Genomic DNA, 26,214 nt, shown 5'->3' with positions numbered 1-26,214 from the left:
AAGACTGGACCCCCCCTCTTGCGTTGTGGTGGGGCAAGGGCCTCCCGCCGGTTTGGCACCCCTATGTGCCGCTATCCCCCAAAACGATTTGGGACTACAAACCTGTCGCCGCTACGCGGCTATTCCGCAACTTGGGTTAACTATTTTAGGCCTTCCGCACAGCGGCCTACGGGGAGCCCCGGCGGGGCGGCATATCGGTAGAACTCAACCAGTGCATAGAGAAACCAAGCCCCATCGGGGCGACACCAACCGTCCAACGAGGGGTGTCGCCCCGATGGGGCTTGGAACAATCATTACCCGCGTTTTACTACCGATATACCGCCCCGCCGGGGCTCCCCGTAGGCCGCTGTGCGGAAGGCTTGACACTAATATCTGAAGTATAAGGTGGCGATTTTGGCAGCGGTTGCCGCAAACGCCAACGGCCGGACAACGCGTAGTTGTCCGGCCGTTTACGATAAAGCTTGGCTATTGCGCTGAGCCCACGCCGGGCTTAGCGGTACAGATACCGCAGAGCGGTAATGTCGTTGGCAGTAAACGGGTAGTCGGCATTGTTTAGGCAGGCCACCATCCACGAATTCATTTCCAAGCCCATAGGAGTGCCGGGCAGCCACACGGCGCCGTTGGGCGCAATCGTTTCATCGAACCGGTTAGGGCCACCTTCACGGCAACTGCTGCGGTCTTTCCAGTCGGTGTGGCGGAAGCCGATGGCGTGACCTATTTCGTGGGCGATGAGTGAAGCAGCGAAATTCACTGAATTCACTCGTGGGTCGCCGTTCAGTGCGGCGGGGTTGATTTTGATAGTTCCGAACGGGTCGCCGGCAGCAGTAGGCGGCCCCGATAAGCCCAAGCCTGCGTTAGAGTCCCGTAAGATCTTGATTTGGCTACCCGACGATACTCGCCGGAAGGTAAGGCGCATCCCCAGAGCGTTGTAGCGCCGAATGGCTTCGTCGAGGCCCTTGGAGTAAGTCTCTGGAAAAGAAGCCGCGTCGATGCCGATGGTGATTTGGCGCGGCAGCGACCTTACCACGTTGTTGGTTCGGTATTGCTCGGTCTGGCCGACGCGCACCGTTACTTCCTGGTCCGAAGGCCGACGGTTCACGTCGTCCTCAGACATAAAAATGTCGCCTTCTATAACGTATCCCTCCTTGGTGCGCACTACGTCGTTGCCATTATATCCTAAAGCGGTGATTTTGGCGCGCACTTCGGCACTTACTTCCGAAGCGGAAGCAACTTCCTGAATCGGGTCTTGCTGACACGAAACAGTGCCAAACAGGGTAGCCGTAGCCAAGCTCAGCAGAGCGAAATATTTTTTCATGGAGGGTGAAAGTGACTGTATTTTAGAAGGTGTTAAAGGATGCTTTCCCAACCGGCGCCAGTTGTCGGATTGCGCTACAAAGGTCCACCCCAAGATTGTCACTTCGCAAAAAAGCGAGGTGGACACGTAGTAGACTCACCAAGTATTCAAGGTGGACACCCTAATAATTAACCCTATTAATCAGACACTTAATATTTTTTTACTCTTAGTACAACTGAGCGTTTTGCCTAGTCGGCGGTAGCTGTAGCCCGCAAAGTATCAGCATTCGGGGCAGCCTCATCCCGAAGAAGTGCGTTGCCATAATTCCCCTCAAAGTCCCCTTAGTACACGCTGCCACCATAAGAAAAGGCGCACCGTGTGGTGCGCCTTTTCTTATAGCAGGAAGACAGTATGGTTGTGCTTCACTCACAAGGTATGAGGTGGTCTAGCGGGAACGGACAGCGAGAAGTCTTAACTTCCCCTGCCCATGACCGAAAAGAAACCCGTTGACGGCCAGCCCGCCACTCGCAAGAAATACACGTCCGCGTTCAAAGCCGAATGCGTCCGGCAAGTCGCGGCCGGGGCCCGGCAAACCGACGTGGCGCGTGCCCAAGGCCTCTCGCCCGCCCTACTTGGCCGCTGGCAGCGCCAGGCGTTAGAACAAGCCGTGCCCAGCAGCGCCGAGCGCGAGGAAATCAAGCGCCTACGCGCCGAGCTAAAACGCGTGGAGATGGAGCGCGACATTTTAAAAAAAGCGGTGACCATCTTTTCGCAGACTCCTCAACCATGAGCAAGTACCAGTTCATCGCCGAGCGGGGGAGCACTTGGCCCGTACACAAAGTTTGCCGGGTGCTGCACGTGAGCACGAGCGGCTATTACCAATGGCGAACGGCAAAGCCCAACTCAGCTCCTGGCTGGCTGGCAGCTGCTCAACAGGCGTTTACCCGCCATGCCGGTCGTTATGGCACCCGCCGCCTACGGGCCGAGTTGCGGGCTGAGGGCCACCAGGTGGGCCGCTATGCGTTGCGCGCTTGGCTGCGAACCAGCGGGCAGCGGGCGCTCAGCACCCACCCGCAGCGCTCGCGCACCACGCAGGCCGACCCGGCGGCCGTCGCGGCCGCGAACCTACTGCTCGGTCAGCCGGCTCCCAGGCGCCCCAACCAGGTGTGGGTGGGCGACATCACGTACCTGCCGCTGGTAGGCGGGCGCTGGTGCTACCTGGCCACCTGGCGCGATGCCTGCTCGCGCCGCGTCGTGGGCTGGCACCTGGCCGCGCAGATGCCGACTGAGTTAGTGCTTAACGCGCTGGAACAAGCCTTGACGCTACGCCAACCCGCTCCTGGACTGATTATTCACGCCGACTTAAGTGCCGCCGGGGCGGCACCACCGGCAGCCAGTACACCAGCCAGGCCTGCCGCCAACGGATTGCTGAGGCTGGGGCGCTGGCCAGCTACGCCCGGCCGGGCAACCCCTACGACAACGCCCAAGCCGAGGCCGGGTGGAGTACCCTCAAAACCGAGCTACTGCCCTCCGGTGGTGCATTTGCCAGTCTGGAAGAAGCCCAGTTGGAAGTGGCCCACTACCTCGACACCTACTTCAATCTGGACCGTCGCCACTCCGCCCTGGGCTACCGCTCACCCCACCAATTCGAAGCGGACCTGCTCAATTACCTATCTTAGCTCCGTGTCCGCTCTCGCTAGACCACCCCAGTATCCAGCTCTCGTTCGATGGTGCGGGTGTAGGGCTCACTAGCGATGTTACTACTGTTTTAACCCATAAAGTATGGTGCCCAAGTAAGCTAATGGTTCAGCAGTTGCACTTGCTTATGCGATGATACTATAAGCTTGATGAATGCCGAGCTTACTTGCTTTTGTTACCAAGCTGTTAAGCTTAATATTATTTTATTTGAAAATTGCTTTTTAAACAATATCGTCTTAGTATTGGACTTACAGTTGCTGATGAGTAGTTATTCTGTTTCTCTAATCTCAGCCTACTGTCCTCTATTATCAGATTCACTAATCCATGGGAGCCTATTTATGCTCCCAAATGATTGAGCCACTCGCGCTGTTGGGTTGGTTCTATACAAAGTAACTGACTTATCGCAGTTACCATTAATTCACTCTATACCATACCCCTATGGTACAACGCTACTTATTGCCGCACCGGATTTGGTTATTAATCTGCTGCTTTCTAACCTTGAGCTTCGGTGGATATTGCCAGCCTACTAGTGAAGGGTTGGTACCCGATGCAACGGAAGCGCAGGCGTTGCTCCAATTCTACCAGAGCACAAATGGCGCAGGCTGGATTAATAATGCTAACTGGGGGCAGGGTACCACGGCGGCGGACCTAGCTACCTGGGCTGGGGTACAAGTGATTAATGGCGATGTGCGCGGCCTGTTTCTAGCTGGTAATGGCCTTCGTGGCCCGCTGCCAACCAGTCTGGGGAGCTTGACGGAGCTGCGAATTCTGCAAGTGGCCGGTAATGAACTCAGCGGATCACTGCCCGAGAGCATAGCGCAGTGTACCCATCTAGAACAACTTATAGTGCAGGCCAATGCCCTCAGTGGGACGGTACCGGCCTGGCTTGGGACCCTCTCTGAGCTCACGAACCTGGTTTTGGAGCGTAATCAGTTTAGTGGCCTCCTGCCGGCTAGTTTGGGAAATTTGAGGCAGCTGCAGAGCTTTCAGGCGGGTAGCAACCAATTGGTGGGGCCACTGCCCGAAATATTTGGGCAGTGGGCCGCGCTGCAGAGCTTGGATCTTTCGACGAACCAGTTCACTGGCCCGCTACCTGCCTCGCTTGGTCAATGCATGCAATTGCACACGCTTTCGCTGGCCTACAACCAATTCAGTGGCCCGCTGCCCGCAACGATGGACAATTGGACGGCGTTGCGTTATGTGTACGTGCAAGGCAACCTATTTACTGGACCGCTGCCTGCTGGCTGGGGCAATTGCCTTGGCATGGCGGACGTAGCGCTGAATGATAACCGCTTCACCGGTGCCTTACCCGAGAGCTGGGGTAATTGGACGCAGGTCTGGCGGCTTAATGCTGCCGTTAATAGCCTAAGTGGCCCCCTTCCCACCAGCTGGAGCCGTATGAGTGGGCTGCGCCAACTCTCGTTGAATCATAATCAACTCAGTGGCACCTTGCCCACCGAATGGAGCCAACTACGGGGGCTGAACTTGCTGGATGCGCAGTACAACCAGTTCAGCGGCCCCATTCCAGCCAGCTACAAGGCTTTAAAGAATTTAGGCCGGCTCAACCTGACGGCCAATCAGCTCAGCGGCCCGCTGCCCGACTCGCTAAGCGTGTACTTCCTGAATCTAGACAACAATCACCTCTCGGGGGAAGTGCCCGCTACGCTGAGCTTCCATCAGCTCACAATTAATAATAACGAGATAACCCGGATTCCCGACTATAACAGCCGCATAGGCTATCCCTACTTAGAGCTTGGCGTGACGGGTAATTACCTCGACTTTGGCTCTTATGAGCCCAATCAGTGGGAACCAGGTGTCTATCAGCACTGGGACTATGGGCAACGCACGCCTGGACCGGCTGATACAGTAGATTTGCCATTAAGTAGTACGCAAGCGTTAAATCGTACTATGGCGGGGAATCATAACCACTATCAATGGGAGAAAAATAATAATGGCATGTGGGTAGAAGTGGCTGGTGCTACTGCGGCTGAATATCAAATAGTAGACGCTGATGACTCATATGGTGGAGAATACCGTGCCCGAGTAGTAAATGATTGGGTGCCAGGCATCACATTATATACCCGCAGCTTATACGTACGCGTTAAACCGGCGATAGTAGAAAATCCCCCCCCCTCCGACCCTTCCGAAGACCGGAACCGCAACTGGACGTTCGAGCGCACCTTCGATGGCGAGGGCAATATTATTGGTGAGAGTAAGCAGTTTGCGGATGGGTTAGGCAGACCAACCCAGTTGCAACTAAAAAGTATAGCAAGACGGCATGTACTAGCAACGCAGACAGTTTATAATACTGCTGGCATAGGTGTGCTTTCTACGCTACTTGCTCCGATACATAACCAAGAATTTAAATACAAAACCGATTTTATAACAAGCGGGAGCACGCCTTTCAAAGCGACAAACTTCGAAGGTGCGGCAGCGCCTAATCCTGACTTAGTGGACCAGAGTACTATTGGTACATTAGGCTATTATTATAGCTCCAACAATGCATTAGAGCCGGCAACGGCCACTACGAAGTACCCCTATAGCCTAGCTGATCCCTACGAAGATCCTATTGGAGGCATGAAGCGTGCGGCAGGAGCTGGAGACGAATTACGAATGGGGAAAAACCATGAATTTAAGTCTCGGCAGTTCTCGCTACTCAATGAATTGGACCATTATAGCAAACTACGTGACAATTTTATTGTGGGTAGCCCCACCCCTAGCTTAAGAAATCGGGGCTATAAATCTGTCGCCATTGATGTAAATCGTGTCGAAAACGTCACTTTTTATAATAAGGATGAGCAAGTCTTAGCAACTTGTTTAACAGGGGACCAATATCCTGCTAGTACGCTAACCTTCGTACTTGACGGCGGGCAGGGAACCTCTGCTCCGCTATATCAAGAGATTCATGTGCCAGCCTCGGCAACGGCGACTACTATTACTCCTTCTTCTACTCAGCCTTCATCGACAACTGATCTTAATATTTGGTTTTATGTAACTAATCTGGAAACAGGTCAAGCGGATCTTCATGAGAGCCTAACTTCTTTCTCGTTAGCACCCGGTTTCTATCGTTTTAAAAAATTTCTCCCTGGTGAGGTACAGTTTACTTATCAAGTACACTATGGGGAGTTCAGCTATGTCTTCCATAATGATGCAGGTCAATCAGTAGCTTCCATTGCGCCGAAAGGCGTGCAGGAGTTGATGCCAAATGGGCTTGACAATGCGATGGATGCTGTACCACGCTTTGTAACATACAACACGTATGACTCAAATGGGCTCTTGTTATCGTCCAGTAACGAGGAAGAAGGCCTTACTCAGTTTGTATATAGGGAGGACGGAGCTCTGAGATTCTCGCAGAATGCTGAGCAGCGTCGCGAGAATAAATTCTCCTACACCAACTACGACCGCTCAGGTAGGGTAATAGAAACAGGAGAATACAAAACACCATCTTCTGGTACGGGACTTGTATTTGAACCGCACAGTGTAGTATTACCAGCATCAACTAGTGTACTGCAAGAAACCGTGCTGGAAAGTAGGGCAAGTGATGGAGGATTGACGGTAGCTCATTGCTCGCAACGCAAAAATATCTGGTACGACCGACCGTTCCAGGACGCTGAGCTTGATGGCCGGGTACAGGAGTTCCTGACTGGAACAATTGCTAAAACTAGTAATGAGTCTACCGTTTCCTGGTATAGCTATGATGAATTGGGACGCCTTGTTTGGATGGTACAAAAGGCGCCAGTTATAGGCACAAAAACAGTTGAGTACACCTACGACTTTAACGACAACGTACTGGAGGTCGCTTATCAAAAAGGACAGCCGGATGCTTTTTACCATCACTACCGCTACGATGCCGACCAACGCCTGACGCGAGTGTACACCAGTCCCGATGGGCAGACCAAGACGCTACAGGCTAGCTACACGTACTACTTGCATGGCCCGCTCAAACGGGTGGAAATGGGCAATAAACTGCAGGGCGTAGATTACACTTACACTGTGCAGGGCTGGCTTAAAGGCATCAACCACGCCAACCGCTCTTTAGACCCTGGTGTAGACAAGCCTACCCGCAATGGCGTGTACAAGGACCTGTTCGGCCTTACGCTGGACTATTTCAATGGCGATTATGCCAGCCGGCAGGTAGTGGTGCCCACGCCAAGCGTACCCACTGCCACCACCCGCTATAACGGCTCTATTCGGTCGGCGGCCTGGTCGACGGTAGCGAATGCTGACATACGCATGAACGCGTACAACTACGATACGCAAGATCAACTGCTGGAGTCCAAGTTTGGCACCTTGAACTTGGGCACGCAGGCCTTCCAACCCGCTACGAATAGCGCGTACGAAGAGGGCAACCTGAAGTACGATTTTAATGGTAACCTAGAGAGCCTGCGTCGCCGCGATGGAATTGGCTTTGCCACTGATGATTTCACGTACCAGTATACCACCGGCACGAACAAGCTAGCTGCCGTGAACGGGCAAGCCGGGACCGCCATACTCGATTACAACTACGACGCTATTGGGCAGATGACGCGCCAGCGTGATGAAAAAGGGCAGAGCTATCTGACCTACGACGTGGCTGGCAAGGTAACGGGAGTGTACCGCGATGCACAGCATCAGCAGCCCATCGTCGTTTTCACTTACGACGACCGTGGCTTCCGCGCCAGCAAAGCCAGCTACGATGCCGGACTACTGCGCCGCACCACCTACTACGTGCGGGATCTGTCGGGCAACATACTGAGTACGTACGAGCAGGAAGCTGCCAGCGGCAGTCAGATGCTACTCACTGAAGTGCCCCTGTACGGCTCCGGCCGCGTGGGAACTCTCACTCGTCAGGACGATGGTACGCTCGATGCTCGCTATGAGCTAAACGATCAGCTCGGCAATGCCCGCGTAATATTCCACCGGCCCACTACGGCTACTTATCTAGCTACCCTGGCTCCTGGCCAGGCCCAGCGGGAAGAGCAAGAATTTACAAACGTAGCTACCACTCGCTTTGCTAGCCCACTTGCGGCCGATGGCCATGTGGCCCGCCTCAGCGCCGCGCAAGGCCTGCGGCAAGGACCTAGCAAAACCTTGACGGTAGAGAAAGGCGACACCGTGACACTCTCAGCGGCAGCGTTCTTTCATGCTGATGGTAGCGGCCGGCTAGCACTCCGCGCCTTGCCGCTACTAGCGGCGGGCGCCACTCCGGCGCCACAAACGACAATTGCAAACGCCCCTGAAAAAGCTGTGCCTCGGCGGCGGTGGCTGGGCCGCCTTGCGGCAGGTGTGGCCTTTACTGGTTGGGGTGCCCGCCAGCCCAACCCACCTACCTCTGGGGTATTGGCCTATCTGCACTACCGGCTCAAGAACGCAGAGGGGGAAGTGGTGGAAGACCAATACGAGCCCGTAAACCCAGCTACTCCTGACGTCTGGCAGTCGTTGAAGCTAGGGATACGCACCCAACAGGCCGGTACGCTGGAGCTGAGCGTTGAAAGCGAAGACCCGGCGCGGGTGGTGTATTTCGACGACGTCCGCTTGGAACATACCGGTGGCTTGATAGTGCAGGAACAGCATACCTACGCGTACGGCGCGCCGCTCACAGGCTTAAACTACGTGATAGGCACCAAGCGCTACCGCCACGGCTACCAAGGGCAATTTGCGGAGAAGGATGAGGAGACTGGCTGGGATAGCTTTGAGCTGCGCCTCTACGACAGCCGCATCGGGCGCTGGATGTCTACGGACCCTTACGGACAGTTTGACTCACCATACGTGGCAATGTCAAATAACCCTATCTCGGATGTTGACCCGGATGGCGGTTTTTCCGGGCCTGGCCCGAAAGGGAAAGCCTATTCTCATAAAATTCCTAGAATCAAATTTAAGCCACCAAAGCCATCCCGCGTTGTAGGCACAGGAGCTAGAGCAGCGGCCATAAGTCCAATAGCCTTATCAAACGCTGCGCGTGCAACATCATTTGTGAACACGGCCGCTAGGTCCATGCGAGTGGTTGGTCCCAAAGTTGGCCCGGGCTTATCCGTGGCAGGACGGGCGGGGGCAGCGGCAGCAATAGGCTGGACCATAGGATGGGAGATGGGAATGCATATAGAAGAGGTTGCTGATGGAGTTTCTGCATTTTTAGTTAGCCTTGGTGCCGACCCTGAGGCCATATATGGACCAAGCGGCCCACGCACTTTACCTGGACCCACTGTAGTGCTGCCTCCTGCAAACCCAGTGTTACTGGCAGAGCATACCAAGGGTGCCCGACCAAGCACTAAGGGCAAACATGAAAAAGGACAAGCAACCAGAGCTAAATCAAGAGGTGGTGAGAAAGGTGATCAAGCAAGACAATATCCAAGGAAGCGACCTCCAGGGCACAGAGGGCCATGGCCACCTAAAAACTAAATAGAAAAATGGCAAAGGGAGACTTACTTTATAAAGCAGCTTTGGCAGAAGCATTACTAGAAAAGCCAGATAAAAAAAAGGTGCTTTTCTTACTCGAAAAAGCTTTTAAACTTAACCATGCTAAAGCTACATATGCTCTAGCAACAGGTTATTTTTACGGAACCTTTGTGAAGAAGGATTCAGATAAAGGTATCGAATTATTTCAAAAAGCTTCTGCTCTAGGCGTAGCAGAAGCTAGTTTTGATCTTGCTGTTAGTTATGAGAAAGGGAAAGTTGTTAAGAAAGATACCAGAATAGCTTTTAGTTACTATTTAAAGGCATCTTTACAAGGAGATTTACAGGCCTGCTATTCCCTATGCAGATGTTATTATCATGGAATTGGCACCGAAAAAAATAAAATCCTAGCTGACGTTTGTTTGGATATATATGAACTAAAAAGAGCTAATGATTAGCTCACTTATTAATTCCTTTATGTATAATAACATAAAACACATTCAAGAATTAATGGCATTTTTTGTTACACAATTAAACAGATAGGCATTTATAACTAATTTTCTTTGAACCTAAAATAATCAAGTTATAACCAGCACTTATTATCATCAAAAATTTATTATCTCATTCCATTTGAAAACAACTCCACAAAATAATGTTTAGCAAACTAATATGTCCTTCACTTACAAAATAATTGATGCGCACCTTATTTTTATTCCGGCTTACGACATGTTCAGCATTATTGCTTTTAATAGGCTGCTCTCGGGCATTAGATGAAAGGCAATACAAGCAATTCTTACGCGACCCGGCGCATGGCTTGGTGCAGCAAACGACAAGCGGCATACATACACTTACCTGTGCCTATTTACCCACTGACTTGCTACTGTTGCAGGATATAGATGGAGTAGAAGAAGGTAAACGGGCAGCAGCTATTGACTCTGTGCGTAAAAGTTATGCTGGGCGCACCTATCTGTCTTTTTCTTTGGAGAGAGGCAATGCGGAAATAGAAAATCAATTTCTATCAAACCAAGCCCAGTATGGCCAAGCAATTGAATACCTCAGCAGCGGGATAGCGCAAGACGCAGTCATCATAACTCCCACAAAAGACTCTGTAACGGCGATAGCCAGCACTTATTCCCGGCTGTATGGTGGCACGGGAAAGTCGACGGTGCTACTCGTTTTTGATACCCACGCCCTTGACCTTAGCCAGGGGTTCACTTTCACTTTCCATGATACCCAATTTGGCTTGGGTACTCTTCACTTTTCCTTTACGGCCGCAGCCTTGCGAGCTCTGCCAGCGGTAAAGCTGGAGTCAACTTCAGCATCTCTTTAATCCAAGTCTTGATATGATACGCACCCCTACCCTACTCAGAGCCACCGCCTGTTTTTTCCTGGGAGAGATGTTACTCAGCATCGTTGGCCCAAGCGTAGCGTACGCGCTCACCACGGGTCCGAACCAAACGGAATATACCTCTTACGAGCCAGTAGGTACTACCGACATGGTGAACCTCATCACGGGCGACTTTACTTACAATGTCCCCCTGATTGATGTTCCTAGTCCGGAAGGAGGCTTTAGCTTGCCGCTGTCGTACCATAGCGGCATTGGGCTAGAGGATGAGGCTAGCTGGGTAGGGCTTGGCTGGAACGTAAATGCGGGCGCAATCTCCCGCAATAAAGTAGGCAGCGCCGACGATGACTACGATAACATAACTGACGTGCATGTACAAGACCCCGGGGGCAGCGGCTACGTGAAAAACTACGTCCTCTACCAACGCAGCTGGGACTCGCAAAAAGGGTATGGTGGCGCTATCAATTTGCTGGACGTAGCTGGAATCAGCTGGGGAAACGGGCATGTACAGGATGCTTCCATCCTGGGCCTCACTTTCGATAAGGACAAAGCAAAGTTCAGTCCTGAACAGGCCATGAACGGCATCAGTACACTGGCTACTTTTGGCGCTTCTACTCCTGCTTCTGTTGCTACCAAGACCGGGAGAGTAGCCTTAACGGCTGGGCAGCAGGCTGGGCATGCTGCTTTCGCCACTGGGATGAATGTAGCAATGGCCGCGCAGGCTCTTTACAGCGGCTATAAAAACCAAGGCACTACTTCCTCCAATATTGGCGAATGGAGTTTTGACAAAACATCTTCCTTTTTAGGCTTCCGACAGGATTATAAATATTGGCTGGACGCCACTCGTACAGAACATAACTACGGGGCCCTTTACCTAGGCCATATGCAAAAAAACACGTCGGTTGATACTTATTTGGGCGATAATGATTACGACGATGAGTCGATTCCTAGAGTTGGCACCCCTCAGAACTATCGTAGGGCCACTCGATTTCCGCAAACAGCTTTTCGTCCCTCAGGTACTCCGGCTCTTGTCAGCGACATGTATAGCTACGTAGAGCCTAACACAGACTACGCTTTGTCATCTAACCCTACTCATATTGCGTACGACGCTTACTCAGTTATGGGACCAGGCATTAGCGGCAATATGGCTCCCTACCGGCCGGATGTAGGATCCCTAATATTCCCAAAGAAGCTAGGTGGTGCAGATGTTAAAGTTAATTTAGTGCCCTTTTTAGAAGAAGGCCGTGACATAGCCAAAATCCAGTTTAAATATGAGGGCGATTTATCCAATAAATATGAGCACCATAACAGCGGCGGAGCAGGCCTAAGTATCAATTATGCCACTAGCCCGGCAAAACGAGTTTATTATAATTTACCCGATTCTAAATTAACAAATACCTCTGAGAGGACAGAAGCTGACCGAGAAGGCCTCTATAATAAGCGTTTAGCACAGGGCAAACATGTAGAGTGGTTCACCAATGCTGAGATGCTATCTAACAGTCCATCACAGACTGGACAGGTAATGGAGTACAAACCTCTCGACGACAACAATCGCATTACCTATCGTAGTACTTGGCCTCAACGCGGTATTGGAGCATATGCCGTTACCAATGCCGATGGTACAACTTATCACTATGCTCTTCCGGTGTATAATAAGGGCCAGAAAGATTTCACGGGCATACGAGGGCAAGAGGCTACTAAATTCTCTGATATTACTTCTGGAGAGCGGTATGGAACCGGTGACTGGTATGCAACCACTTGGTTGCTCACGGCCGTGACCGGCCCTGATTTTGTAGATCGTGGGCAACTTGGTATCGTAGACGCGGAAGACTACGGCTACTGGGTGAAATTTGATTATGGACGCTTCGCATCCGACTACCAGTGGCGCTTTCCTTATAGCGGTTATACTCAGGACGGCGACCGGAATTCGTACAGTAAAGGCTACAAGGAAACCTACTATCTAAACACTATTCAGACGCGCTCACATACGGCTCTTTTTATAAAGGACGTAAGAAAGGACGGCCGTGGAGCATACCGGTTGACATCAAATAATACCGTTCCCGCTGGCGCTGGAGCCGAAGACAATAAATATCCTGCTTCTAGCTTGTTGTTACGTGAGATAGTGCTGCTCACTAATGCTGATTATCAACAATTGTTAGGCATGGGATTTAATGCTAATTCTAATGCTGGCGCAACAGTTGATAATACCCAGCTTAATGCTCCTGCAGCAGCACAACAGTCTGAAACTTGTTCACTGCGTTACGTATACGATGTAAATGACGTTGCCGATAATGCAGGCTTCCGCTCGTTCATTGATCAGAACGCGCAACGGAAAATAATAATGAATACGTCATATGAGTTGTGCAAAGGTACACCCAACTCCTTTGATCAAGCCAGTAATCCACCCTTTGTTAATAGCACAACTTCCTCCGCCTCGCTATTAGGCAAGCTTACCCTAAATAGCATTAGTTATTTTGGATCAAACAACACGAAATTATTCCCTGATTTTAAGTTTCAGTATAATGCAGCTAATCCAAATTATAATAAGGATAATTGGGATGGTTGGGGTTCTTACACACCAGCAGGATCAACCTCACATTCTTCTTCGTACAGCGATCCGACGGCTTGGCACTTGACGGACATCATTACGCCTCTTGGTGGTAAAATCACAGTAGACTATGAAAGTGATGATTACAGTTCGATTAGTGGTCAGCCTATTAGGCAGCGGCTACCCATTAAACAGTTCCGTGCAACTGATGCCACTCATGGTGTCTTGATGTTCGATACGCGTGGCATCGAACCACTCAATCTTACACATTACTTGCGGCCTGATGAGACAGTCACGCTACAAGACTTCGTCGCTAAGCAGGAACAACGTTGCTGGAGGTTAATAGGAGGCAGCCAAGACCCCGAAATTAGAGACTATGCTGTTCCAGCTACCCAGCGAATTAGTGGATTAACGTCTAATAGTTTCATTATAGAGAGGCCAAGAACAGCTGGTGGACATGGTAATGATGCTCAAGGATGTGCGGATGCGACTTGGCATAGCACAAGCGGCGCTTTGGAACTTGTACTAAGTAAAAAGAAGGGGGGTGGTGTTCGGGTCGCAACCATCTCTGTAGAAGATGAAATAGGCAACAAATACAAAACTGGTTATCAATATGTTAAAGGTAGCGCCTTCGCAAGCCTCAGTTCTGGAGTGGTCGCACAAGAGCCTGAGTTAGTACGTACGGCAGATTACCCTTTCTACCATTTTTACGATTACCCTAACACTCCAGTGCTCTACAGTAGAGTAACGGTAGTGGAGGCAATGTTGAGCGATACTGAATATAAGCAGAAAACGGAGTATAATTTCGTAACTCCGGACGCCTCTCTTATGAGCGTAGAAAAAAATCTACTAACCAATCAATCATTAAATTGGACTTATTACGGGACAAATATTCAAGATTCTAAGCTATTCTATTTTGACATTAAAAATTATTCTTCTAAAATTGGAAGAGTAGAAAAAATAAGAATCTTAGACAAAACCAATTTAGAAATAGCTAATACTCAATTTAACTACAGTAGCGAAATACCTAATAACCAAGGTGTGTTTACCTCTGGATCAATTTTATGTGAATTTCAACAAGGCCCTGAGAATACATCCTCTTCCCATTTTAAGCTAAGCCGTACGCTCAAGACATCGTACCCTAATATATTAACTTCAGTACACACAACTTCAAATGGTATAACAACAGTGCATAAAAACACCGCTTGGGATTTTCTAACTGGAACAGTTTTATGTGAAGAAGCTGATAACTCTCATGGCGATAGCTATCGAATGGTTACTGTTCCTGCTCACGATAAATATCCTGAATTACGATCTAAGGCACAAAGCCTTAGCAACAAGAATATGCTCACTCAGTTCACGGCTTCTTACGCTTATAAACTCAATGCTTCCGGCCAGCCAACTGATGTTTTGGATGCTTCTATTCAAACTTGGAACAAAGATTGGAACACATACCGTCAATACAATATGAATTCTAAACAATATGAAAATGAGATTAATAGTACACCTGTCTGGAGACGCCATAAGAGCTATGTGTGGTCAAATAAAAAGCTTAATGCAAAAGGTTTAACGAGTGTGGATGATTTTACTGATTTTGTTTGGTCTAATGGCACGCCTAGTAGAAATTGGCAGATTTTAGATGAAGTAACGGTATACAATCATTTCTCTGCTCCATTAGAATCAAGATTGATTAATAGAAAATACTCTAGTATCAAGCGTGGATATAATAATTCTCTTACAATAGCAGATGCGCAAAACTCACGCGTAGGAGAATTAGCTTACTCTGGAGCTGAAGATGTACTATCAATAGGAAACACACAACATTTTGGTGGTGAAGTACGTGGAGCAGAGCACCGCTCCTCAGAGAAAAGCCATACTGGCGCATATAGTGTTAAATTGAATTCTATGCAAAAGGGATTTGTCTTTGAATCTCGAGTGGGAGCCGCTGATGGAGTTGAAGGCGGTCGCTCTTATAAAGCGAGCGTGTGGCTGCATCAATCCGATCTTGCTAGCGCTAACGGCAGGATATTCGCAAAACTCATAAACGGATCTTCAACAAGCCAGCTTGTAACAATGGCTATAACAGACCCGTCTGTTAAGCGAGCAGGTGAATGGTATTTGCTGGATCTTTATTTTGATCTACCAGTATCTACTAGTGGTCAACTGTTACAAGTGGGGTGCGAAAACACAAGCTCTAGTAATAGCTCAATCTACTTCGACGACTTTAGATTTCACCCTGTTGACGCACCTACAAATTCCTATGTATACGATTTAAAAACATGGCAACTAACACACATACTCAATGAAGATAACTTATATACCAAATATGAATATGATGCTACTAGCAAACTTGTTCGTATATATAAAGAGATATTAACTAAGAACGGTAGCGCCATTGGTGCCGAGCGACGCCTTGTCAAAGAATCCCAGTATAATTATGCTCGTAATGCTACTTGGACTATCGCTGCAAACCTAACGCCAACGTCTGCGGGTAACATAGTTGGCTCAATTTCTCCCACTGCGCCTTCCAGTGTCAATTTGGGAGAGGAGACCAGTTTTACTTTGACGGGTAATACTTGTCCCAATTTGTTTGCTGAGAGATTCGAAGTTGACGGAGACGGAGTATCACGAACTAATTCTTACACTCATAGTGATGGAACGCGTTTTAGCATTGAAAATGCGCTGTTAGTGGTTCAAAATGTCCATGGCAACCACACAATAAAAATCACTCCAACGGATTTCCCCGCAGCAGGTACAGACATTCAACGTGATTGCGAAATTGATAACGCCACTCAATGCAGAACAGGAAGAGTGTTCCAAACTGCTGCAGATGGTTGCGGAGGCAGAACGTCTCCAGAGGAGGTCTTACCTTTTTCTGGTGAATGCACTCCTCAGCCTGGGTGCTTACAATTCATTACCCAGAGAGGGAACGACGCAGGTGCTTCTAGTAAGAAGCTCGATACTAAAAAGCGTATCAAATCTGCACTTAACAGGCGCATGAGATAGACATAGGAGTTCATCCCAGATATCTAATCTCGACAATCCAGCAGACAACGGGAATTGGCTCGAAATCATGTGTCGATAGCGATACTTCGTTGCCTTTTTGAGTGGACCTGCAAACATTACAATGCCCGGTTGCGTCTTCTAACACCCAAATAAATGGGCAGCGAAGAAGTAACCGGGCATTCTATATTCAAAGCAGCACTCTCAGTTCATTATCCTGCCCTGATTGTCCCAGTGGCTGTGCTTGACTTGCAAGCTCCCTGGCTCCCGCTTGATGGTGCGCGTGTACCGCTCGCCGGCAATGGTGCCATCGGGACGGCGGCGGCCGAAGAAGAGCGTTACGGGCTCCCCGTGCTCGTTGGTGAGAAAGGTGATGTCGTAGCCTTTGAAGACGTCGTCGATGCGGGATTTGGGCTCGTAGGTTTTGCTGAGTTTCTTATCTAGCAGATGGTGAAGAGGCATAAGGGAAGTAGCGAGATTGAAAATAGGACGTACTGCTTAGGGCTCAAAAACCACCCGCATGCAGTTGTCGGTCTTGTGCTTGAACATGGCGTAACCTTCGGGGCCTTTTTCCAAGGGCCAGCGGTGGGTGAGCAGGTAGGCCGGGTCTACTTCGCCGCGCTGCACGTACTCCAGTAGGCGCGGGATGTACTTCTGCGCGAACATCTGGCCCATGCGGAAGGTGAGAGCCTTGTTCATGGCCGCGCCCATCGGGAGCTTGTCGATGTAGCCGCCATACACGCCCACGATGGAGAGCGTACCGCCCTTCCGGCAGGCCAGAATAGCCTGACGCAACACGTGCGGCCGGTCGGTTTCCAGCTTGATTTGCTGCTTCACCAGATCCACGTAGTGCATGGCGCCGGGCGTATCGGCTTCCTGGCCCACGGCGTCGATGCAGTGGTCGGGGCCACGGCCGCCGGTCATTTCCTTCAGGGCTTCGAGGATGTTGACTTCCTCGTAGTTCAGCGTTTCGGCGTGGCCGTAGATGCGGGCCATAGCCAGCCGCTCCGGGAACCTATCGATGCAGATGACGCGGCTGGCCCCGAGCAGATAGGCGCTGCGAATGGCCATCTGGCCCACGCCGCCCGCGCCCCACACCGCCACGATGTCGCCGGGCTGGATGTTGCACATATCGGCCGCCATGAAGCCCGTCGGGAATCCATCGGACACGAATACGGCCGACTCATCCGAAACGCCATCGGGAACCTTGAACATGCCGTTGTCGGCGTAGGGCACGCGGATGTATTCGGCGTGGCTGCCAGCGTAGCCCCCGAAGGCGTGCGAGTAACCGAAGATACCGCCCGGCGAGTAGCCGTATGCCTTCTCGGCCACGGCGGCGTGGGCATTGCCATTGTCGCAGAGCGACCATTCGTCGTGGGAGCAGTGCCAGCAGCCGCCGCAGCCCACCACGGAAGCTACCACCACCCGGTCGCCGCGCTTGAGCTTCTTCACCTCCGAGCCCACTTCCACCACTTCGCCCATAAACTCGTGGCCGATGATGTCGCCTTCCTTCATGGTCGGTACGTAGCCATCCACCAAATGCAGGTCAGAGCCGCAGACCGAAGAAAGAATGACGCGCACGATGGCGTCTTTGGGATTGATGATTTCGGGGTCGGGCACGCGTTCCACGTTGAGGTGGTTGGCACCTATCCAGCACAATGCTTTCATATCGTAGTAGAGGCGCGTCGCACGCGCCGGTTGAGGTTGTTGATTCGGTTGATTGCCGGCTTCACGCGGGCGTTGGGGTTGTGAGCGGTAGCGCGGAAATCTGTTCCGCGACGAGCACAGCGAGTTCCTACGCGGCAGCGCTGGATGGCGCAGTCCCGGATACTCGCCTTCGGCTCGTGCGCGGAACGGATTTCCGCGCTACTGTTTACTCACCAAAGCCCCAGTGGCTGTCGTGGCCGCGGCCGGAAGGCTGGCCTTCGATGGTGGTAAGCTCGCCGGTTTCCATGAGCTGCTTGAAGCGGCGCATGTCTTCGCGCACGAGCTGCGCGGTGGCCGGGTTCAGCAGGTGGGCCATACCCTGGCCAATAGCGCCGCCGGGAGCCCGGTAGCGGATGATGGCCTGAATTTCAGTGCCTTTGCCGCCGGGTGCTTTGCGGAAACTTACGCGGCCGCTGGTATCTACTTCCGAGTCGGGCAACGACTGCCAGGCCAGCAGACGGCCGGGGTCTTCGGCCGTAATTTCGGCCTCCCATTCCAGCGTGCCCATTCCACCCGGAATGCGCGCTTCCCAGTGCGAGCGGCGCTCATCCAACTCCCGCACTTCTTCGAGGTGCTGCATGAAGCGGGGCAGGTTTTCGAGCCGGCGCCAGAAGTCGTACACCTTCTCTACGGGCCGGTAGATGGTAAACGTCTGCACGATTTCGATGGGCTCGGCCTGCTGGTTGCGGGCCGAGTTGCGGCCTAGCGCCGCGTTGAGTGGGCAGTAGCCCGAAGCGCCGCGCAGTACCAAACCGGCACCGAGGCCAGATAGACCAAGGGCCGCGGCGGGTCGGGCTTTGGGTCGTAGGCCATAATAGAGCAAAAGGCCGCCTGCTGCGGCTGATAAAAGTCGCTCAGCCAACCCAACGTTGGGGCCGGTAGCAGAGCGACGCCGATTTTTCTGGCGGCTCTTTGAAGAAGAGTGTCGTGTCATACGCGAGGGTGATTTAGTCCCTTGTGTACGGGCTGCTTTCGCCAGAAGCCCGCAGAAAAGTGCGTATTCGACTTGCGGTAATTACGGGTTTTGGCCCGTAGTTTTCTCACCTAGCCCGCATTAGCTCGATGTGCGGCTGTAGCGCGAAGCTCCGGCTTCGCGTATCGTTGCGGAGGTTGAACGAGGACGTTGCTACGGCGCGGTTTCAATCGTTCAACGATGCGCGAAGCGGGAGCTTCGCGCTACAGCCGCTGCACCAACCCAAGAACCACACAAGTACAGATTTCTAGGTTTGCGCTCCGAGTAGGCGCTCCGAAACTCGTTCAACTGTCCTCCCTAAACGCACAACGGCCCCGCCTCAAGTGAGAGACGGGGCCGTTATCAGATTACGCTTCCGACCTATTTAGTAGGGCTTGGCGTCGTGAGCCATTTCTTCGGCTTGGCGGACGGCGGTATCGGAGCCGCGCTGGCCGTGGGGGCCTTCGGCCGCGTGGCCGTTCTGCCCGTTGTTAGCATGACCGTTCTGACCATTCGCGGCGTGGCCGTTACCACCCGATACGCGGCGCCCCATGTAGCGGCTGGTAGCGGCGCTAGGATTTTTGGCTACGGCGTCCAGGCTTTCGCGCAGGCGGCGGCCGTACTCCGCATCACACTTCGAGAACAGCTCCACCATCCGGTTCTGGATTTCCTCGGTGGCAGCGCTCAACGCATCAGTGAGGTTGTTGATGAGGTCCTCTTTCTCCAAGTCGTTGTGCAGGCGCCACCGCTCCCCGGCTTGCTTGAAATCGATGTCGCCGCGACGGTCGATTTTCTGGCGCACTAGCTTGGCGTTGTACTGCGGCTCGTAGTCGGCGCCGGCGCGAGGAGACTCCGTGAGGCCGTTCAGGGAGCTAGGCTCGTAGTTGACGTGCGGGTTCTGGTTGGGCGCTACGTCCACGTGGTAGGTCATCTGGCCATCGCGCTGGTTGGTAGCCACGTGCTTTTTTGGTGCGTTGATGGGCAGTTGCAAATAGTTAGTGCCCACACGATAGCGCTGCGTGTCGGAGTACGAGAACGTCCGGCCTTGCAGCATTTTGTCGTCGGAAAATTCCAGGCCATCTACCAGCACGCCCGTTCCGTAAGCCACCTGCTCTACTTCGGCGAAGTAGTTTTCGGGGTTGCGGTTGAGCGTCATCATACCCACGGGTAGGTGCGGAAACTGGTCTTCAGGCCACAGCTTGGTATCGTCGAGCGGGTCGAAATCCAGCTCCGGGTGGTCGTCGTCGCTCATGATTTGCACGCGCAGCTCCCACTTAGGGAAGTCGCCGCGCTCGATGGCTTCGAACAGGTCCTGGGTGGCATGGTTGAAGTTCTTGGCCTGAATGGCTTCGGCTTCGGGCTGGGTGAGGTTTTTGATGCCCTGCATGGGCTCCCAGTGGTACTTAATCAGGACACCCTGGCCGTCCTGGTTCACCCATTTATAGGTGTTCACGCCCGAGCCTTGCATCTGGCGGTAGTTGGCCGGAATACCCCAGGGCGAAAACAGGAACGTGAGCATGTGCAATGACTCCGGCGTGTTGCTCATGAAGTCGAAGATGCGGCCGCCGTCCTGGCGGTTGGTCACTGGGTCAGGCTTGAGAGAGTGCACCATATCCGGGAACTTGAGGGCGTCGCGGATGAAGAACACCTTCAGGTTGTTGCCCACCAGGTCCCAGTTGCCATCTTCGGTGTAGAACTTCACCGCAAAGCCGCGCGGGTCGCGCAGGGTTTCGGGCGAGTGGCCACCGTGGATTACGCTGGAAAAACGCACAAATACCGGCGTCTGCTTGCCTTTCTGGCTGAAGAGCTTGGCGCGGGTGTACTTCTCAATCGGCTCATCGCCCACCGTACCATAGGCCTCGAACACGCCGTGCGCACCGGCGCCGCGGGCGTGCACTACGCGCTCGGGAATCCGCTCCCGGTCGAAATGGCTGATTTTTTCGAGCAGCTGGTAGTTTTCCAGCGTCACCGGGCCACGATTGCCAATGGTGCGCGAGTTCTGGTTGTCGTAGACGGGGTGGCCCTGGCGCGTGGTCAGGGTCTGCGGATTTTCACCGTCGGTGGTGCGCGGGTCCAGTGAAGTACCGGCGCCCGTTACGGCCGTACCCGTGCCCGAAAGAGCATCCTGAGCACCGTTTTGCGCTTGATTCTGGTCTTCTGCCATGGCTATAAATGCGTTACGTTAAAAGGTTACTCACCTAAAGTACCAGGTAAGGGGATAGGCTGTTTAAGATACGGGTTACAAAATTTGGGGTTGGAGGCGGGGGATGATGGATAAAGGATGAGAAGTTAATCGGTGGTTCCGGTCTGCCCGCTTTTTTGGCGGGCTGACCGGTCGCCGCTTGCTGACGTTGTTCCGTCTGCTCAGTTACCGCAATTGCTCCTTGCTCCTTGTCCATTGACGAAACGGCGCGCCCTTCAACCGGTCAGCCCGCCGAAAAAGCGGGCAGACCGGAGCGTACGGCAATGAAAAGTTGTCGGGCTAGGCGTTCAGAAAGTCCTTCATCCTTTATCCCCGCATCCTTTATCCTTCATCCCAACAAGCCCGGCTACCTTTGCGGCCCATGCCCGCTACCACCACCCGTGCCCCCCGAACCTATAGCGTCGGCTTCTGGCTGATGTGCCTGTCGTCGTTTTTCTTTTTCATGAGCTTCAACATGCTGCTGCCCGAACTGCCCGCCTACCTCACGCGGCTGGGCGGCGGCGAGTACAAAGGCTTCATTATCGCGTTGTTCACACTCACGGCCGGCATTTCGCGCCCCTTCAGCGGCAAGCTTGCCGACACCGTGGGCCGCATTCCGGTAATGGTATTCGGCTCGCTGGTTTGCTTCATTTGCGGCTTTTTCTACCCCTGGGCCACCACCGTAGCTGGCTTTCTGATTCTGCGGCTGCTGCACGGCTTCAGCACCGGCTTCAAGCCCACCGGCACGGCGGCCTTCATCGCCGACATTATTCCGCTGGAACGGCGGGGCGAAGCCATGGGCCTGCTGGGTGTGGCGGGCTCGCTGGGCATGGCCGCCGGACCAGCACTAGGCCCCCAAATCACGGCGGCTACTTCGCTCAACACGCTGTTTTATTGCTCCTCCGGGCTGGCGCTGCTGAGCCTGGCGGTGCAAGGCACCATGACTGAAACCTTGCCGCGGGCCCAGCGACAGAAATTCAGCTGGAGCTTGCTGCGCCTCAATTGGAACGAGGTACTAGAGCCGCAGGTGCTGGCCCCCGCCTTCGTCACGCTGCTGTGTCTGTTCCCCTTCGGCGCCATTCTCACGGTGGTGCCCGACCAAAGCGAGTCTCTGGGCCTGCGCGCCGCCGAAAAAGGGCTCTTCTATACTTGCTACACGCTGGCCTCGCTAGTGGTGCGCCTGCTGGCCGGCCGCGCCTCCGACACGTACGGCCGGGTGCCGGTGCTGCGCTTGTCCACGGCGCTCATGGTGGTGTCGTTGGTGATGCTGATGCTGGTAGGGCAGTCGGTGCCGCTGTTTCTGGGGTCGGCGGTGCTGTTTGGGCTGGCTACGGGCCTCAACTCCCCCACCCTCTACGCCTGGACCATCGACCTGAGCCACCCCGAACGGCGCGGCCGGGCCGTGGCCACCATGTACATCGCCCTCGAAGCCGGTATTGGCCTGGGCGCCCTGCTCGGCGGCTGGATTTTCGCCAACCACCTCGGCCGCCTGCCCTACGTGCACGGCCTGAGTTTGGCGCTGGTGCTGGCCGCCCTGGTGTACCTGCTGGTGGGCGTGCGGAAGGCGCAGCCGGTGGCGTAAGGAAGAGCGCGAAGCTCCGATTTCGCGCCTTGTTGCCCGACAAGCGCTGTTACCCTCACCGGGGTCGTTCAACCTCAGCAACGAGGCGCGAATCCAGAGCTTCGCGCTACACCCTGTGCCGTGGTGGCAGCCCCGCAGGACATCCGGGCCCGAACCAGAATCACGGGAACGAGCATGATTTTTATCTGGCTTCGCACGAATTTCATGCGACTTCCCGTGAAATTCACGCGGCCTCGAATGAAAATGATAGGCGTGTGCATGAAATTCATGCGGCCTCGAATCAAAATGGCGGGAGCGAGCATGAATTTCATCCGACTTCCCGCCAAAAAGATGCGGCGCCGGATGAAATTCATCCGACGCCGCATATGGGGATAGGGCAGGCGAGTCTTTGCGACCTACTGCGCCGTCTTTTTGGTTTTGCTCTGCTCGAACCGCGCTCTGAGCGTGTCCACCACGGGTTGCGCGCCACTGACGCTACGGCGGGCCGCTTCCTGAGCCGAGCCGTAGTAGGCCAGCGCCGTCACGTAGGCTTCACTGCCTAGCTTAATGGTGGTGCTGCCCAGGTCGGCGGCCAGCGGCTGCAAACGGCGCTGGATGTTGGACAGCTGTTGCCAGGAGGTGAGGTCCAACCGTAAGCCGGGGATATTGAGGTAGCCGGGCGCGAACTGCGGCTGCTGCTCGGCCAGGTCCAGGGCTTGCTGAATAAAGGCGAGGGTGCCGTTGCTGGCTTTCGGCATCCGCTGCACTTCCTTGCCGCTGAGCGTAATGAGCAAGGGCTTGAGTAGGGTATCGAGCGTATCGATGGCCTCGTTTATTTTCTGGATGTCCGCGTTGGAAATACTGATTTCCAGATTGTCGGTACTGGGCATAAGAGAAGAAATGGGTTAGTGAAAAGATGGCTGAAAGTAGGTAACATTAATCTTAAACTATACTTTCGGCACACAATTTAACCGCGCCGCGTCCCTGCTTGAGACTATTAGGAGTACCGGATACAGTAAATGGTAAACGTCTACGGCTCTCAGAGACGTAGTAGCGCCAAAAAATTACTTTCATCCCCCTATACTTTCTTTTATTCTGTATCTCTTCATCGCAGCAAAAAGGTCAGTGCTTACAGGGACACATACGCCTACGTACCATCCGTCCCTTGACATAAGTTTCTTCTTTCACTTTTCGCTTACCGGTAGTAAAGTATTGCCACAAGCCTACTTTGAGGCCGTGCTCAAAAGTACCTATGCTGTAATTTTCTGTGGGTATATTAGGAAGGACCGAAACAAAATCATCGGAAGAAATAGCTATATCTTCCACTTCATAGATAGTATACTCACCCTCCATCAACGTACTATCTTCTCTATCTCTATAATAAAGACTATCTAATGTGTAGTAAATCGTGGAATTCACTATAGGAGAGACAACTTTTATCTTTTGCGCAGTGCAAGATGCGCAAACACAAAGCAGGATGAGTAGAAGGAGCAGGAGACTTTTCATGACTTTGATCCGTAGAATTTGACAACCTGTTCTTGCATTAATTTCCACTGCCAATGCCAGAACGATAAATCATTGTTGTCGTAATCCATTATGTTTTCGCTTTTCTTCTGCGAGAATGCAAAAGAATTGTCTGCATAAGATCTAATTTGATACTCAATATATTCAATATTTCGTTTGTTCTCGCTAATAAATTTAATCTGACTCCTCATATTGATTTCCTGCTGCTTGGGATTCTGTTTTAGATTATTTATGAGTTCAAGTCTCTTTTTCATTTCAAGAAGTGTTTCTTTTTGCCCTGCTATTTCGGTTTGTATAAGTTTTTTCTTGGAATTTAGCAATTCTATATCCTCTATTGTTTTTGCCTCTAAAAAAGAGTGTTGAAGGCCTAACACGTGGCCCATTTCGTGAGCAAACGTTCTGGTTCCTGTTAGCCCTTGCAGGAACATGATAAGCGTAGAGGAGTCATCAGGAACCATCTGTCCCTTACCATACGTGAAACTCTTGGGATCATTATCCTGGAATTCCATCTCCGTTATGCAGATAGTGATGCCTCGAAACTTGGGAAGCTTACTGAGATCTTTAGAGAGGTAGGCGGTTAATAGCTTGTTTTTACCTGCGTTTTTCAACTCCCCAGTTACCGCGTCATAATAGCCAGCTTTCTTCCACTTGTCCAGGTCAACGGCGTAGACGTGCTGCGCGGTACTTGGTTCAAAGCTGCATTCAATGAACGCTTGGTTAAAGGAACGCGTATTGAAATAGGACGTGAGCGTGGGCTGGTGCTGGGTAAACTTCTTTTGCAAAGCCTCCACATGCGCCTGCTTATTGGGCCCCTCCTTCACCACATACACCACCCGCAGCGGCAGCGTATACACGTGCGTGTTGTCCACTACATTGATCTGCCCCACCGTCGTGCCTAGCTCATCTTGGACCAGCAACTTCGTGTCCGGGCTGGCCGAAAGGCACTTGATGGTGACCACGAGGCCCGCTTGCGCTTCGGCCGGCAGGCGGATGGCCTCGTTCACTTGCCCGTTGACGGTGACTTGGTAGTGCGAATTAGGCGCGAAGGTGAGGTAGTCTTGTTGCAGGGCCTCCTGGTTGAGCAGGGCCAGCGTCATTTTGAGCTGCACCTCCTGGCCAGGCCGCAGTGAGAGCCAGGGCACGTAGTAGGGCGTGCCGTACACGCTCAGGGGCTGATACTGCTGTCGCAACTTGGCTTGCAGCGCCGCGTTGCCGGCCGCCGCCACGTACGTTTGGGTTTTGTCGTCGAAGCCGTACTCGTAGTGGGCGATGGGCGTGGTTTGCACTGTTTTCAGCTCGCCGGTACCCTCATCCCAGGTCACCCAATCGAAGCCGTACTCGCCGTGGTAGTTGTCGCCCCGCTCGAACAGGGCCCAGCACTGGCGGTCTGGTACAGGTTTATCCTCTTTGACGGGCGGCCGCTCGCGGGCCGGGGTCGTGCCAGGCAGGAAGGGGTGACGTATACCGTCCACGTACCACACCGGGGCTTTAATATGCACCAGCACCAGTAGGGCGGGCAGCCCATCCGGGCGGCCCGGCTCGAACATGGTTTCGAGTTGGGCTATCTGCCCGTCTTCGAACTCGATGCGCCGGAGCGTGCGCCCCTGGCTGTCGTGAAACAGCACCTCGCCCGGCCAGGTGATGGGTTGGGGCTGGTTGAGCAAGGATTCGGTGAGGAAGTGGGTGTGGGCCTCGCCCCCGTCGAGCAGGGCCATAAAACCCTGGGCCTGCACCTTGCTATTGGGGTTGCCGCGCACCCCAAGACGTTGCAAAAATGCCTGTTCGGAGCGCAGCAGCGGCCATTCGTAGCCGCCGATGCGCAGAATGCCGGAGTAGGAAAAGCTCATAGAATAGGATACAATCGAGTTATGTTAGTGGCTTGCGCCGCGCAAAAGGCCCGTGCCGCACCCACGAAAGCATATAGCGGGCAGGAACGGGTAGCAGATGAGCGTAGTGCTACGGACAAATGCTGTAGGTAAAGGCAGATGCAGATGGATACAGAAATGCCCCACCTAGAACTGCCAACGC

General features: G+C 52.9%; 14 protein-coding genes. 7 read left to right on the top strand and 7 right to left on the bottom strand.

Annotated elements, in window-relative coordinates:
• Positions 1-490: 490 nt before the first annotated feature.
• Positions 491-1,315: a M57 family metalloprotease gene (locus tag ACYSMN_RS11600; protein WP_488924043.1), complete on the bottom strand. Its 825-nt coding sequence runs from the start codon at positions 1,313-1,315 to the stop codon at positions 491-493.
• Between the two features lie 466 nt (positions 1,316-1,781).
• On the opposite strand from ACYSMN_RS11600, the gene ACYSMN_RS11595 reads away from it, so the two are divergent.
• The 6 genes from ACYSMN_RS11595 (at position 1,782) to ACYSMN_RS11570 (ending at position 16,263) form a co-directional block, all read left to right on the top strand.
• Positions 1,782-2,084, top strand: a complete 303-nt coding sequence (locus tag ACYSMN_RS11595; RefSeq protein WP_488924042.1) for a transposase — start codon at positions 1,782-1,784, stop codon at positions 2,082-2,084.
• A complete protein-coding gene (locus ACYSMN_RS11590) occupies positions 2,081-3,046 on the top strand; it encodes an IS3 family transposase (RefSeq protein ID WP_488924041.1) in 966 nt (321 codons plus the stop codon). Before ACYSMN_RS11595 ends, ACYSMN_RS11590 begins: the two co-directional genes overlap by 4 nt.
• A gap of 384 nt (positions 3,047-3,430) precedes the next feature.
• On the top strand, positions 3,431-9,370 hold the full coding sequence (locus tag ACYSMN_RS11585; protein ID WP_488924040.1) for an RHS repeat-associated core domain-containing protein: 5,940 nt from the start codon (positions 3,431-3,433) through the stop codon (positions 9,368-9,370).
• A gap of 8 nt (positions 9,371-9,378) precedes the next feature.
• On the top strand, positions 9,379-9,822 hold the full coding sequence (locus ACYSMN_RS11580; RefSeq protein ID WP_488924039.1) for a tetratricopeptide repeat protein: 444 nt from the start codon (positions 9,379-9,381) through the stop codon (positions 9,820-9,822).
• A gap of 236 nt (positions 9,823-10,058) precedes the next feature.
• Positions 10,059-10,694 (top strand): hypothetical protein, encoded by a 636-nt coding sequence (locus ACYSMN_RS11575; RefSeq protein ID WP_488924038.1) that lies wholly within the window; start codon positions 10,059-10,061, stop codon positions 10,692-10,694.
• Positions 10,695-10,707: 13 nt separating this feature from the next.
• A complete protein-coding gene (locus ACYSMN_RS11570; protein WP_488924037.1) occupies positions 10,708-16,263 on the top strand; it encodes a hypothetical protein in 5,556 nt (1,851 codons plus the stop codon).
• A gap of 201 nt (positions 16,264-16,464) precedes the next feature.
• On the opposite strand, the gene ACYSMN_RS11565 is transcribed toward ACYSMN_RS11570, so the two are convergent.
• The 4 genes from ACYSMN_RS11565 to ACYSMN_RS11550 form a co-directional block, all read right to left on the bottom strand.
• Positions 16,465-16,722, bottom strand: coding sequence for a hypothetical protein (locus tag ACYSMN_RS11565; RefSeq protein WP_488924036.1), 258 nt, complete (start codon positions 16,720-16,722; stop codon positions 16,465-16,467).
• Positions 16,723-16,758: 36 nt separating this feature from the next.
• Positions 16,759-17,928, bottom strand: a complete 1,170-nt coding sequence (locus ACYSMN_RS11560) for a zinc-dependent alcohol dehydrogenase (protein ID WP_488924035.1) — start codon at positions 17,926-17,928, stop codon at positions 16,759-16,761.
• 205 nt (positions 17,929-18,133) lie between these two features.
• Positions 18,134-18,901, bottom strand: a complete 768-nt coding sequence (locus ACYSMN_RS11555) for an SRPBCC family protein (protein ID WP_488924034.1) — start codon at positions 18,899-18,901, stop codon at positions 18,134-18,136.
• A gap of 403 nt (positions 18,902-19,304) precedes the next feature.
• Positions 19,305-21,083 (bottom strand): catalase, encoded by a 1,779-nt coding sequence (locus ACYSMN_RS11550; RefSeq protein ID WP_488924033.1) that lies wholly within the window; start codon positions 21,081-21,083, stop codon positions 19,305-19,307.
• Positions 21,084-21,483: 400 nt separating this feature from the next.
• Between ACYSMN_RS11550 and ACYSMN_RS11545 the strand changes: the two genes are divergently transcribed.
• Positions 21,484-22,683 carry an MFS transporter gene (locus tag ACYSMN_RS11545; RefSeq protein WP_488924032.1) on the top strand — a complete coding sequence of 400 codons (1,200 nt, stop codon included), beginning with the start codon at positions 21,484-21,486 and terminating at the stop codon, positions 22,681-22,683.
• A gap of 395 nt (positions 22,684-23,078) precedes the next feature.
• Here ACYSMN_RS11545 and ACYSMN_RS11540 read toward each other — a convergent pair whose 3' ends face one another.
• Both ACYSMN_RS11540 and ACYSMN_RS11535 read right to left on the bottom strand, forming a co-directional pair.
• Positions 23,079-23,552 (bottom strand): hypothetical protein, encoded by a 474-nt coding sequence (locus ACYSMN_RS11540; RefSeq protein ID WP_488924031.1) that lies wholly within the window; start codon positions 23,550-23,552, stop codon positions 23,079-23,081.
• Positions 23,553-24,164: 612 nt separating this feature from the next.
• Complete coding sequence (locus ACYSMN_RS11535; RefSeq protein ID WP_488924030.1) at positions 24,165-26,033, bottom strand: hypothetical protein; 1,869 nt, start codon at positions 26,031-26,033, stop codon at positions 24,165-24,167.
• Positions 26,034-26,214 lie beyond the last annotated feature (181 nt).

The organism is Hymenobacter sp. M1-2 (assembly GCF_057808495.1).
This window is presented reverse-complemented; position numbering and strand designations above follow the sequence as displayed.